The organism is Shewanella sp. K8 (assembly GCF_028823715.1).
Classification (GTDB): domain Bacteria; phylum Pseudomonadota; class Gammaproteobacteria; order Enterobacterales; family Shewanellaceae; genus Shewanella; species Shewanella algae.
Window position 1 is genome coordinate 1 of sequence record NZ_JAPEHY010000056.1, and the last position, 13,783, is coordinate 13,783.

Annotated in this window: 9 protein-coding genes; 5 read left to right on the forward strand and 4 right to left on the reverse strand. The window is 56.2% G+C overall.

Annotated elements, in window-relative coordinates:
• Nucleotides 1-593: 593 nt before the first annotated feature.
• Complete coding sequence (gene groL, locus ON072_RS20240; RefSeq protein ID WP_028780602.1) at nucleotides 594-2,234, reverse strand: chaperonin GroEL; 1,641 nt, start codon at nucleotides 2,232-2,234, stop codon at nucleotides 594-596.
• Nucleotides 2,235-2,291: 57 nt separating this feature from the next.
• Nucleotides 2,292-2,582, reverse strand: a complete 291-nt coding sequence (locus ON072_RS20245; protein WP_025010152.1) for a co-chaperone GroES — start codon at nucleotides 2,580-2,582, stop codon at nucleotides 2,292-2,294.
• A 248-nt stretch (nucleotides 2,583-2,830) separates the two neighbouring features.
• Here ON072_RS20245 and ON072_RS20250 point away from each other — a divergent pair, with 248 nt between their 5' ends.
• The 3 genes from ON072_RS20250 to ON072_RS20260 all read left to right on the forward strand — a co-directional run bounded on the left by ON072_RS20250 (nucleotide 2,831) and on the right by ON072_RS20260 (nucleotide 5,811).
• Nucleotides 2,831-4,195, forward strand: a complete 1,365-nt coding sequence (locus ON072_RS20250; protein WP_071238719.1) for an MATE family efflux transporter — start codon at nucleotides 2,831-2,833, stop codon at nucleotides 4,193-4,195.
• Between the two features lie 19 nt (nucleotides 4,196-4,214).
• Entirely contained in the window at nucleotides 4,215-4,799 is a 585-nt protein-coding gene (locus ON072_RS20255) for a DUF4274 domain-containing protein (RefSeq protein WP_096141063.1), read from the forward strand.
• A gap of 79 nt (nucleotides 4,800-4,878) precedes the next feature.
• Entirely contained in the window at nucleotides 4,879-5,811 is a 933-nt protein-coding gene (locus ON072_RS20260; protein WP_107352908.1) for a CPBP family intramembrane glutamic endopeptidase, read from the forward strand.
• 111 nt (nucleotides 5,812-5,922) lie between these two features.
• Here the strand turns inward: ON072_RS20260 and ON072_RS20265 are convergent, their stop codons facing one another.
• Nucleotides 5,923-10,926, reverse strand: a complete 5,004-nt coding sequence (locus tag ON072_RS20265) for an ATP-binding protein (RefSeq protein ID WP_261753322.1) — start codon at nucleotides 10,924-10,926, stop codon at nucleotides 5,923-5,925.
• 340 nt (nucleotides 10,927-11,266) lie between these two features.
• On the opposite strand from ON072_RS20265, the gene ON072_RS20270 reads away from it, so the two are divergent.
• Entirely contained in the window at nucleotides 11,267-12,349 is a 1,083-nt protein-coding gene (locus tag ON072_RS20270; protein ID WP_261753321.1) for an HD-GYP domain-containing protein, read from the forward strand.
• 43 nt (nucleotides 12,350-12,392) lie between these two features.
• Here ON072_RS20270 and ON072_RS20275 read toward each other — a convergent pair whose 3' ends face one another.
• Nucleotides 12,393-13,142, reverse strand: a complete 750-nt coding sequence (locus tag ON072_RS20275; protein ID WP_261753320.1) for an SDR family oxidoreductase — start codon at nucleotides 13,140-13,142, stop codon at nucleotides 12,393-12,395.
• 100 nt (nucleotides 13,143-13,242) lie between these two features.
• Here ON072_RS20275 and ON072_RS20280 point away from each other — a divergent pair, with 100 nt between their 5' ends.
• On the forward strand, nucleotides 13,243-13,632 hold the full coding sequence (locus tag ON072_RS20280) for a winged helix-turn-helix transcriptional regulator (protein WP_208150083.1): 390 nt from the start codon (nucleotides 13,243-13,245) through the stop codon (nucleotides 13,630-13,632).
• Nucleotides 13,633-13,783: the final 151 nt, after the last annotated feature.

Here is a 13,783-nt window from a genome sequence, read left to right on the forward strand (position 1 = left end):
ATCGTCACGACAATAGCGTTACGCTCGTCGCGGCTGACGGTGTTTATCAGTAGTTCACTTACGTTAACCATATAACTCAGCCTAGCCCCTCAACCACCTGCTATTGGCGACTGTCTTAACCTTCACTTCGCAGCAAGGATTAACCACTTGCGTGGGGGTACATTGTCAGGAAGCTCCGCACACCGCGTTACCGCAGATGCACTATCCCTAGGCTACTATTGGCTGAACAATAGGTCTCACTGTCCAATCACCTACCCGTTCGAGTATGAAATTGGTTAAGACAATAATGAAAACAGCTTCGCACCGTGCAGGTGGCTCAAGCTTAAATAAGACACGAATATTCCCGTTACTTCACAGACACTGATAGCGCTGCTTCAACGTATATCATTCGCCTAAAGCGAGGGACACAGACTTTCGCCCATGCCTAAAATCGGACCTCTTACGAGGACCGATATTCGGGCTTGGGTTTCAGCCCGAATATCGGGTTTTATTTATTTGCTATTTCGGCGGGTGGGATAGTAACCACAACACAAAGTTAGTGGTTACTATGGACGTAGCCCGCTCGGCTAGCTACCTACGCGACTCTCGTCGCACTACATCATGCCGCCCATTCCGCCCATACCACCCATACCGCCCATATCAGGCGCAGCCTCTTCCTTTGGCAGCTCGGCTACCATGGCTTCGGTGGTGATCATCAGACCGGCTACAGAGGCCGCGAACTGCAGCGCAGAGCGGGTAACCTTGGTTGGATCCAGGATACCCATTTCCAGCATGTCGCCGTAAGTGTCGTTACCGGCGTTGTAACCATAGTTACCGCTGCCGTTCTTAACGTTGTTGGCGACAACAGAGGCTTCTTCACCTGCGTTGGTAGCGATCTGGCGCAGTGGGGCTTCCATGGCGCGCAGGGCGATAACCACACCGTGCTTCTGATCTTCGTTGCTCACGTCCAGCTCACCAATCTTGGAGGCAACGCGAACCAGGGCAACACCGCCCCCAGGAACCACACCTTCTTCAACGGCGGCGCGGGTAGCGTGCAGCGCGTCTTCAACGCGGGCTTTCTTCTCTTTCATTTCCACTTCGGTAGCGGCACCGACTTTGATTACCGCAACACCGCCGGCCAGCTTGGCCATACGCTCTTGCAGTTTCTCTTTGTCGTAATCTGAAGTCGATTCTTCAACCTGCTGCTTGATCTGGGCAACACGGGCTTGAATTTGAGACTCTTCACCGCTGCCATCAATGATGGTGGTGTTGTCTTTGGTGATAACCACGCGCTTGGCGGTACCCAGGTCTTCCAGAGTGGCTTTTTCCAGCTCCAGGCCGATTTCTTCGGCGATAACAGTACCACCGGTCAGGATAGCGATATCCTGCAGCATGGCCTTACGACGGTCACCGAAACCAGGTGCCTTAACGGCAGCCACTTTAACGATACCGCGCATGTTGTTGACAACCAGAGTCGCCAGGGCTTCGCCTTCAACGTCTTCGGCAACAATCAGCAGTGGCTTGCCTGTCTTGGCCAGACCTTCGAGGATAGGCAGCAGCTCACGGATGTTGGAGATCTTCTTGTCAACCAGCAGGATGAATGGGTTATCCAGTTCAACAGAACCGGTTTCAGCCTTGTTGATGAAGTAAGGAGACAGGTAACCGCGGTCGAACTGCATACCTTCAACTACGTCCAGTTCGTTTTCCAGCGCCTGACCTTCTTCAACTGTGATCACGCCTTCTTTGCCCACTTTTTCCATCGCGGTAGCGATGATTTCACCGATAGACTCATCAGAGTTGGCAGAGATAGTACCTACCTGAGCGATAGACTTGGAGTCGGAGCAATCCTGAGACAGGGCTTTCAGCTCGGCAACGGCGGCGATTACGGCCTTGTCGATACCGCGCTTCAGATCCATTGGGTTCATACCGGCGGCAACGGCTTTCAGACCTTCGGTCACGATAGCCTGGGCCAGTACTGTGGCGGTAGTGGTACCGTCACCGGCAGCGTCGTTGGCCTTGGAAGCAACTTCCTTAACCATTTGCGCGCCCATGTTTTCAAACTTGTCTTCCAGTTCAATCTCTTTGGCGACTGAAACACCGTCTTTGGTGATCAGTGGGGCACCGAAGCTCTTTTCCAAAACGACGTTGCGGCCTTTAGGGCCCAGAGTCACTTTTACTGCGTTAGCCAGAACATTCACGCCCGCCAGCATTTTTACGCGAGCGTCATTGCCAAATTTTACTTCTTTAGCTGCCATGTTGATTATCCTTAAATTTTTCGATTACTTTGGAAGGTTTTCAATGGTTCGAGTGGCTTATTCCACTACGGCCATCAGGTCAGCTTCTGACAGGATCAGTACTTCTTCACCGTCAATCTTCTCTTTCTTGACACCGTAACCTTCGTTGAAGATCACTACGTCACCTACCTTCACGTCCAATGGCTTAATGTCACCGTTTTCGAGGATGCGGCCATTGCCAACAGCCAGTACTTCACCACGGGTAGACTTTTCGGCTGCGCTGCCGGTCAGTACGATGCCACCGGCCGAAGTGCTTTCAACTTCCAGGCGTTTGACGATCACGCGGTCATGTAATGGACGAATATTCATCTATGGATTCTCCTAATGATTTTTGCCCAATATGAGGCGGTTCATGGTTTATGTAAAAGACGGCCAGGCCAACAGGCTTTAGCCGCTTGATGTTGGCTTATATGGGGCCGGATTTGGCACTTCCAAGGGGACAGGTCAAAATTTTTTGAAAATTTTTGACCCTCGTTTTTTAAAGCCGGGGCAATCCTGTTAGAATCGCGCTTCCGCACGATTTACTTCATCCATTTCACAAGAGGCAGATACGGGCCATGAGAGACAGACACGGGCTGCTCAGTCAGCCGATAGGTCGTGTACTGCTTAATATGAGTGTTCCCAACATGTTAGGAATACTCACCGTGCTGGGCTTCAACCTGGTAGACACCTACTTCATCAGTAAGCTGGGCACAGAGGCGCTGGCGGCGATCAGCTTCACCTTTCCTGTGACCCTGGTGGTGTCCAGTATTGCCATCGGTATAGGCGCCGGGGTGTCCACCAATCTGGGCCGCCTGATAGGCGCCGGGCACGCCCCCAAGGCCAAGGTGTTTCTGCACGACGCCCTGCTGCTGACCTTTATTTTGACTGCCGGGCTATCCTTGCTGGGCAGCTTGTGTATCGACCCGCTGTTTTCCCTGCTTGGCGCCAAAGACGACATACTGCCGCTGGTGCATGAGTATATGAATCTCTGGTATCTGGGGGCGCCGCTGTTGGTGGTGTTGATGGTGGGCAATCAGGGCCTGAGGGCCACCGGCGATACCCGCTCACCGGCGGCAATTTTGTCGCTGGCGGCGCTGATTAACCTGATCCTCGACCCGCTGCTTATCTTTGGCATCGGCCCTTTCCCCAGGCTGGAAATTCAAGGTGCCGCCGTGGCGACCCTGATCTCCTGGTTGGTGGCGCTGTCGCTGTCCAGTTATCTGTTGGTGGTCAAACGCCATATGTTGGTGGCCGCGGGTTGGTGTTTCAGCCGCTTTGTTGATAACTGGAAACAGTTGGCCCATATCGCCCAACCGGCGGCGCTGATGAATATGATCAACCCCCTGGCCAACGCCGCGATTATGGGGATGCTGGCGCGGATAGATCACGCCGCCGTGGCCGCATTCGGTGCCGGAACCAGGCTGGAGTCCTTGCTGCTGATTGTGGTGATGGGGCTATCTTCCAGCCTGGTGCCCTTTATCGCCCAGAACCTGGGTGCCGGCCAGAAGGAGCGCGCCCGCGAGGCACTGCTGCTGGCGCTGAAGTTTGTACTCCTGTTCCAGACCCTGCTGTATATCCCGCTGGCGCTGCTGGCGCCGCAAATTGCTGCCCTGTTCAGTACCGACCCTCAGGTGCTGGAATGGCTCAGTTTCTATGTTCTGGTGTTGCCCGCCGCCTATGGCCCGCTGGGCGTGGTGATCATAGTGGCCACCTCGCTCAACGCCTATCACAGACCCATGGCCTCGTTGGTACTGAATCTGTGCCGCCTGTTCCTGCTGATGCTGCCGCTGGCGGCGCTGGGCGCCTTCCTCGGCGGGGTAAAAGGCCTGATGCTGGCACTGCCGGTAACCAACATACTCATGGGCATTGCCAGCTATTATCTGGCCAGCAACATCAGCGAACCGCAAAAAATCAAATCCCCCTGCCCCAACGAGGGATGATAAAGGACAGGAGACAAGGATGGCCAAACGTCTGACCCAAGAGCAGTTTTTCAGGGCCTTTGAATGCGCCGAGAGCGGCGCCATCTGCGATGCCGAGCAGTTAAAGGCACAATTGGCAGACCCGGAAATCGGCGCCGCACTGACGGCTATTGCCGGTGAATTTGCCAAGACTGCCGATAGCCTAATGACCATAGCCGAGCTGCAGAGCATGGAAGAGCTGCATTATGTGGCCGCCAATCTCAATTGGGACAACGGCCTTGCAAGCCCGGCCGCCATACTCAATCACCCTCTCTGTGATGCCGGCACAGCCTTGCTGCTTTACTGGTATGGGCAGGGCTTTTTCCATTCCAACCCGGCAGACGCTGAGCCGGAGGAGAAGGCACTGTTCGACCGCCTGATAACCCGCTTCAGCCAAGGAGATTTCGCCAGCTATCGCATCGCTTTTGATGCCATCAAAGAAGACATGTTGCCACCTCTGAAACAGATGCAGGAACGTGGCTGGCAGTTTCCCGGTATCTTACTGGCGCCCTACAGCACCATGGAGATAGCCACCTATCAGGGCGACTATCAGACTTGGGTTAATCAATTGCTCGGCAAAGGCTGAACTAGTCCGATCTCTGTTAGCGGCGCTTGCCCGGTATCCTCTATACAGCTTTAATCGCCGCTTTTTCGGAGTCTTCCCCATGCCCTTTGTGCCTTCTGTCGATTTGCTTATCTGGCTAGCACTGATGTTGGCGGTGCCTTTTGCGCTGCTGCGCCGTTTTCCCATCGCACTCTTGCTACTCGCCACCAGCCTGCTACTGGCGCTGTTTTTGGGCCGCATTGCGGCGCCGACTCTGATACTTGTGGGCCTATTACTGGCGCTGGCATTTAAGTTGCCACAATGGCGCCAGCGGTTTTGCCGACAGGCAAATTCAGCCAAGAGTGCGGCGGCGAATAATGAGGCAAACGAGCAGGGCCACATACGGCTCAAGCAGCTTGCCGTTTATGGCGCCCAGGGCTTGATACTGCTGAGCGCCGTGGCACTCACAGTGCATCTGCTGCCGGGCTTTGACAACCTCAAGCTGTTGGATAAAGTGCAAGCCAGCAGCGGCAGTGCACCTTTCAGCATGTATCTCAACCTGGATAAGCCGCTGAGCCTGTTTCTGTTGCTGCTGGCCTGGCCGCTGGTTGCGGGTACGCCAAAACCTCTGCCAAGGCGAAAAATAATCCTGCTGGCCTTGCTGTTTGCCGCCACGCCTGCACTGCTGGGGCTGGCCAGTTTAATCGGCGCCATCAATTGGGATCCAAAGCTGCCGGGCTGGTGGTGGCTGTTTGCGCTCAATAACCTGCTGCTGACCTGCGTCGCCGAAGAGGTGCTGTTTCGCGGCGCATTGCAGCAGTATCTGGTCAAGCGCGGCGGCGCCCTGCTTGGGGTAACGCTAGCCAGCGTGCTATTTGGGCTGGCGCACCTGGCCGGGGGTTGGACTCTGGCGCTGTTCGCCGCCCTCGCCGGTGTCCTCTATGGTTTGGTGTTCCAGCTGAGCGGCCGTTTGTGGCTGGCGGCGCTGTGCCACTTCTGCCTCAACTTCTGCCATCTGCTGCTGTTCAGCTACCCTATGGCGCTACCGCACTAGCTGCGCCACAGGGTTTTGAGACGCTCGGTTTTAGTGCAGCCGGTTTTAGTGCAGCAGGCTTTTACCAGACAGGCTTTACCCAAGCTGCCGCTTGATAGGGAGACAGCACCATCAAACCCCGGCCAACTGCCGAAGCCTGGCTAGTTCAGTGGCGGCGCGCTCGAAATCAAAGGCCCGCACCGCCCGCTGCAGCCGCTCAAGCGACTCGCGCCAGGGCTGCAGTGCCGAATGCTGAAACAGGGCATCGACCTGCTCCAAAGCTTCTGTGTTGTATTCATCCAGGCTCTGATGCAGGGCATCGAACTGGGCAGCAAATGTGGTCGCAGACGCACTTGAGCTGGAACTGCCTATTGGAGGCAGTGTCTCAAAGGTCTGAGGCTTTAATGACGGCTGCGATGACGGTTGCGATGACGGCAGTGATGACGGCTGGGGCAAGGCCTCCAGGGCGAGAACCAGTGCCTCCAGCGCTTGCAATAGACTGTCCAGCCGAGTCTGTATCTGCGGCAAGTCGGTTGGATTATCCTGCTCCTGTTGCTGACCAAACTGCGAGCCGAGTGCTGTGGCTATCCGGCTATTCAGTGCCAACTCCAGGGCACCGGCGCACTCGGCCAGCTCAATGGCGCCGATATTGGCGGCCGAGCCCTTGATACTGTGACTCAGAAGCTGCAGCTGCGGCCAGTCCTGACGCTGCATCGCCTCTGCCAATTCAGTTGCCAACCCCTTGCCAGTGTCGCAAAAAAGCTGCAGTAAGCGCAGGTAAAGTGCCTCATTGCCGTTGCAACACCTGAGCCCGGCGCTATTGTCCAGCCCGGGGAACTCGGGTAAGCCACTCGCAGGCATAGATTCGGCAGGCAATGCCGCTGCCGGATTTTCTTGCCTGGGTTTGACCCAACGCGCCAGCGCCCCATAGAGCACCTCGGCCTGAATCGGCTTGGTGATATGCTCCACCATGCCTGCCGCCAGCGCCTTTTCCCTGTCCCCCACCATGGCATTGGCCGTCATTGCCAGCACAGGCAACCCCTTTAGCGCCGGATTGGCACGAATAGCCCGGGTCGCCTGATAGCCATCCATCAAAGGCATCTGACAGTCCATCAGCACGGCATCGAAGTCTTGCTGCTGCATTAGCTCCAGTGCCTGCTGCCCATGCTGGGCCAGCTTGACCTGCATCCCCGCCTGACTCAATAGCGCCAGCGCCAACTCCTGATTGAGTGGGTTATCTTCCACCAGCAGGATACGGGCGCCCTTGAGTTGTTGCCTTATGTTCACATGTGTTCGCGGCTCGTCGGAGCAACAGGGCGTTTCGCCGGACAGATCCAGCAAAGATCGCAGCGCCGTCAACTGACCGCAGGGAGTGTAGGGGCGCAGCAATCTCTGCTCGCCGCCGATGCGGCTCAGTTGTTCATCCTGACTCAAGTTCCCCAGCAGCCAGACTCCGGCATGGCTTGGCAATGGCAGCGCCGCCAGGGCGTCCGGGCATTCGCGGCTCATATCCAGCAGCAGCGGCAAGCCTTTGAGCTCGGCTTTTCTGTCTGCTTCGAGGCCGCCCAACCATTCGCCAAGCTGTTGCAAACTATGGAAACGCTGCAGCCTGATGCCGAGCTGGCGACACAGCCAATGCCAGTGTCGGTACTCGCCGTCATCACTGCTGACCAGAGTCACCTCATGACCTCTGAGTGGCGCGTAATCGGCCAGATAGTGGTACTCGTCCCGGCACGTGAGCTCCAGCTCCAGATAGAAGCGGCTGCCCTCACCTTCGCGGCTCTGACACCAGATGCGGCCATGCATCATCTCGCTCAAGCGCTTGCAGATAGCCAGCCCCAGCCCGGTACCACCATACTTGCGGGAGGTGGAGGCATCCACCTGCTCGAAAGAGTCGAACAGGGTTGCCAGCTTATCCTCTGGAATACCTATGCCGGTATCCTGAACACAAAACTGCAGCCGCACCTTGTCCCCTTGGCGATGCAGCAAACGGCCCCGCAGGCAGATTTCGCCGCCTTGGGGAGTAAACTTGAGGGCATTGCCCAGCAGGTTGGTAAAGATCTGATTGAGCCTGAGCGGATCCCCCAGATACAGGCGCGGCATATCCAGCGGCAGCTCCATTCGCAGTGCCAACTGCTGCTCATCGGCCTTGAAGCCCATCACCCCCACCAGTTGTCCCACAAGTTCAAACAGATCCAACTGCCGCTGTTCCAGTTCCAGCTTGTCGGCCTCTATCTTGGAAAAATCGAGAATATCGTTGAGGATCCCCAAAAGCGACGACGCCGCCTGATGCACCTTGTCGAGATAGTTACGCTGACGACCGTCAAGCTCTGTCTGCAACACCAGCCAGGACATGCCCAGAATGGCATTCATCGGCGTGCGGATCTCATGGGACATATTGGCCAGAAACTCGGACTTGGCCCGGGTGGCCGCTTCGGCCAACTCTTTGGCATGGGCCATTTGAGTCTGCACCTGCTTGTTTTGAGTGATATCCACCACCCAGCAGAGGCTGGCGGCCTGGCCGTCCAGCTCGGTGCGATAGAGACTCAGTTGCACATCCCGAAAGCCGCCCTCGTCGGAGAAGATACGGGTCTCTATGGTCACGACATCGTTTTCCCCTTCCAGCCGCTGCACCGCTTCAGTGTAGGACTCCGGCTCGGGGAACCAGGGCTGCAGCGGTTGCCCCAGGCGCATTCCCGTCATCCGGGTCATAGGCTCGTTGACATACCTGAGCACACCGTCAACGGCAATCCACACACCGACCGGACTGTTGCCCAGCACCTTCTTGAGAATGTCCCGCTCCCGCGCCAGTGACTGCTGCATCTGCCGCTTCTGGGTCAGGTCGTGGTAGGAGCAGAGGATCAGCGAGCGTTGCTGCAGCATCACCCGCACCAAGGTACCTTCAACCGGAACCCTGCGCCCATGAACCCCGAGCAAGTCGCCATCGAAGCACACTTTACCTTGGCTCAAGACCTGCTTCAGCCTTTGGTCCACCTGTTGACGATTCCCCGGCGCCGGGTAGTAGTACCAGTCCGGCTTTTGCCCCAGTAAGGGGGATTTTTCCTCACGCCCCAGCAGTGCCAGCATCGCCTGGTTGCAGTCGAGGATAGTTCCCTGGCTGTCGGCCAGCACACAGGCATCCACCGCCGAGTCAAACAACACTTGAAACCTCTGCATACTGGCCTTCAACTCAGTTTCCACTCTCAGCCTCTGCTGCACCTCGCGGTTGAGACGCCGGTTCCAGCGCCAAAACAGCAACAGCAAGGTGATGGTGAGCGCCGCTGCCACCAGGCTCCACTTGAGCACCTTACTGTAATGTATGCCGAAGTCGTACTTGACGTTGATCCAGCGGTTCTGGATCTCCTGTGACTTATAGGTTGGGATCTGCGCCAAGGCCTTGTCGAGAATAGACGCCAGCTCAGGCCAGTCTTTGCGCACCGCCATCGCCACCTGGAACTTATACTCGGTATCGCTGGCGAGCCAGAGTGGGCTGTTGAGATGAGTGCCCAGATAGTGATTGGCCGTGGGCAGGTTGGTAAATACGGCAGCGACCTGGCCTTTTTCCGCCGCCCGCATCATGGCTTCGATGGAGCGAAAACGCCGCAATGTCATCTGAGGATAGTCCCGCCGCATCACCTCTTCGGTGACATCATCCTTGAGTACGCCCAGAGTTTGCTGCTGCAGATCTTTAAGGCCATTGATCTTCTTGGCATCGTGACGGGTAAGCAGCACTCCGGGGAATTCGGCCAGCGGCCGGGTAAACAACATATGCTCCTGGCGCTCGCTGGAAGGCGAAGCCAGACTCAGCATGTCTACCTCGGTATCCTTCAGCGCCCGGATATTCTTGTCCCAACTGAGCTCATTGCGGACATTGAACACCAGCGGCAGGAAGCGATCTATCTCGTAGAGAAAGTCGGCCATCATGCCCTGATGTACGCCCTCCAGGCTGAGAAAGTCTACCGGCGCCGCATCCGGTGCAACCCCGACATCCACCACCTGATGCTGTTGCAAAAACTGCAGCTCTTCCGGGCTCAAACGGGCAATAAATTCGTGCACATCCAGATCCGGGATCAGGTTTTCCAGTCGAAAATCCAGCGACATGATCCTGGGGTTAGCGGCCATGGAGATCTGGGAAAAGTCGGGATTGAAGTTGCTGACATCAAACAGTTGCCAGTAACGATTGAGGTTTTCGCCATTAATGGCGATCAGGTTGAGATACTGATTGAACGCCTGCCCGGACAGATCCACGCCGCGCAGATGATCCGCCAGCATCACCAGGGCAAAGGCACCTTGAAACTCCACCCCGCCAATGCCTGCGTGGATTCTGCCTCCGCGCATCGCCTCGGCAACATCGGCATCCCAATTGCTGGTACCCAGCAGCAGCCCCTCTTCCTCAGCTTGTTTGGCAACTGCCAATGCCATCACCGCATTCATGGCCAATACTGCGTCCAGGCCCTGCTGCTCCAGCGCTTGCTTCAAGGCTCGCTCGGCATCTCTGGCGCGCCATTGGGTGTATTTCACCGTTAGCTTCACCGGCTGCGGCAGGATATCCAGATAAGCGCGGATCCCCGCCAGTTGCTGTTGCACCTCGGGGTCGGACTCAGGCCCGGCTATCACCAGCAGTTGCAATTCGGGTTTCTCAGGATCGGCTTGCTCCAGCAGTTGCCGGGCCAGCATGCTGCCCAGCACCTTGCTGTTGGCCGTGATACTGCCAATCCAGTTGCGGTGCATTACATGAGGCTTGTGTGTCGACTCGGGAAAGGAGGATTTGATAGTAACTGTCGGCACACCATAACTGTCTGCCAATGCCAACAACTCTTTACTCTGCTCACCAAAAGGGGAAAAGATCAGCCCGGATGCCCCCTGCTCCAGCGCTTCGCGCCCGATAGACAGTTGATTCCGCCCCTTGGCATCGCAAAAGCGAACCTGCAGATCCAGCTTGAGATCCTGCGCCGCCATTCGGGTAAAGCGTTCTACCCGCTGCCAAAATGGGCTGCCGTCTTCCAGCAAGAGCACCACCTTGGGCGTTTCCGACTGTGTCCCATCATCAAGCTGCAGCGGCAGATCGCCCACCTTGGAAAACCCAAAGGGGCTCAAGCAAATCAGCAGACAAAACAGCAACAGGGATTTTCCCATTATTTATTCCTTCGTGCTTGTGCCAAGCAGAGTAAAACGGAGTCGGGTGTCAGATTGCTGACACTGCCTCAATTCGGGCGTCAGCTGTCTAAAAAAGGCGCATATCTTGCGCGAAAGCCGCGATGGATGCCAAAGATAATTTAGCTTTAGTGAAGTGGATCGCCCCAAGGAAACAAACTGATACAACATTAACTGCTGAAAAGTGCCAAAATCTCAGCGCCTTTCAGATGAATATGGCATAAAAAGTAAATAGGATGTGACAGGATATTCAATATAACAAGGTGGTGACAGGAAGTTTCAGACACTAACTCGACCGCCCCATTGGGCACTGAGGAGATATATGCAAACTTTCGACAAGGCCTGCATTCTGGCCGTGGACGATACCGCCGATAATCTGCAACTTATCCATGCAGTACTGGCCAAGGATTATAGTCTGCGCGCCGCCACATCCGGTGAAAAGGCCCTGGCCATGCTGGATCAGGGGCTGGAGCCCGATCTTATCCTGCTGGATGTGATGATGCCCGGCATAGATGGTTTTGAAACCTGTCGCCGCCTGAAACAGCACCCCAGATCGGCGCAGATCCCGGTGATCTTCATCAGCGCCAAGAATGAAGTGATCGACGAGCAAACCGGCTTTGAGTTGGGGGCCGTGGATTACATCTCCAAGCCCATCAGTCCGGCTATCCTCAAGGTACGTATCGCCAACCAGCTGGCATTGGCCAATCAGGCCAGGCAACTGCAACAACTGGTGAAGCTGCGCACCCGGGAGCTGGAACAGACCCGTCATAAGATCATTAACCGCCTGGGGCGCGCCGCCGAATATCGTGACAACGAAACCGGCCTGCATGTGCAGCGCATGAGCCACTATTGCCGGGTATTGGCCCGGCAGTTGGGCGCCTCTGAATCCTGGGTTGAGCTGTTGTTCAATGCCGCGCCCATGCACGATATCGGCAAGATAGGTATTCCGGATCATATTCTCTTGAAGCCGGGCAAGCTGACGCCGGAGGAGTACCGCATCATGCAGGGGCATACCAAGATAGGCGCCGATATTCTCGGCGATGATGCCTCACCTTTGCTGCAACTGGCGGCGGAAGTGGCCCGCAGCCACCACGAACGCTGGGATGGCAGTGGCTACCCTGAGGGTTTGCAGGGCAATGCCATTCCCCTCAGCGCCCGTATAGCCGCCATTGCCGATGTGTTCGACGCCCTGACCTCTGAGCGGCCTTACAAGAGCGCCTGGAGCAATCAGGAAGCCTTTGCCTACCTCAAGAAGGAGGCCGGAGGCCAGTTCGACCCACAACTGGTGGCAGCCTTTTGTGCCTGCGAAGCTGAATTGCTCGACATTCAACAGCGCTTTGCCGAGCAGCAAGGGCCCAAGATGGGCAAGCTGATACAGCCCCCTGTCGAAGCCCTTTCGGCCTAGCCTCTGCCGACGTAGAGCACACATGGGACTGGCTCGCACCTCCTTAGAGATTGGCAACGCCACCATCGACCAGTAATTCGGTGCCGATGACAAAACGCGACTCGTCGGATGCGAGGAACACGGCCGCCTTGGCGATTTCCCAAGGCGTTCCCATACGACCTATGGGCACCAGTTGCCGAATCTCCTGCTGCAGTGCCTTTTGCTCTTCAGCAGCCAGCCCCAACTTACCCAAAGCCGCAGTCTCTGTCGGCCCGGGGCTTAAACAGTTGACTCTGATGCCAGACTCAAGCAGCTCTGCCGACAGGGTTCGCGCCAGCGACAGCAGCGCCGCTTTACTGGCGGCATAGGCACTGCTTTGCACCAGGCCGATATGCGCGCTGGTTGAACCACAGAGGATGACAGAGGCCGGGTTTGCCAACAGAGGCAAGAGTGATTGGATAAGGAAAAACGGCCCTTTGAGATTCACCGACATCAATCTATCCCAGGCTATTTCGTCCCAATCCGGCAATGGTAGATGAGTAACGTCTCCGGCATTGGCATACAAGACGTCCAAACGCGGCCACTGGCGGCTGAGCGTTTGTGCCAATTCCCGTTGTGAGTTTATATCGCCGGCATCACAGCAAATGGCCAAGGTGTTACCCCCCAACTCTTCCCGAACCCGGTTGAGGGCATTGATGTCGCGCCCAGTGATGGCAACCTTGGCCCCCTCGGCAAGAAACTGTCGTGCGGTTTCCAGGCCTATACCACTGGTACCCCCGGTAACCAAGGCAAACTTATCTTGCAGTCGTTTCATGCATACCTCCCTCTACGCTGTTGGAGGGCGCATTTTATTTACAATAGTATCCATTGTATAGTAGGCACCTTTTTGATACTAAAGAGGCATTTGGATAGCTATGTCCGCCGCAGAGAGCTCTCAGAAAACAAGTTTAACGGCCGCGCCCTCCTATGAGTTGGATAGCTCTGAACCCTGTCCCATGGTGAGCTTTGTCAATCTCATTTCGGGTAAATGGGCCATCCCCATTCTCTATCGTTTGATAGCGTTCGACTCTCCGGTACGCTTCAGTGAATTGCAGCGGGCCGTAGCCCCCATTACGCAGAAGGAACTGACGCGACAATTACGCCTGTTTGAACGTCGCAAGCTGGTGCAGCGCAAGGTTTATGCCGAAGTGCCGCCGCGTGTGGAGTATCGAATAACCCCATTGGGGAAGTCTTTGAAACCTACCTTGGATTCACTGGCCGACTGGATGCGAACCAAGGGCGCAGATTTGGCTGACGATAGTTGAGAATACGCTGCCGGCCTTTTCACTTCTTGAGGCAACAGGCTGTTTGCCGGCTATGAGAGTAAAAAAGCCACCTGCATAGCAGGTGGCTTTGAACAACCCCCTAGAAGGGGGCTAAAAGAATCACCCATCCAAACCAAGCTTGATCTGACCG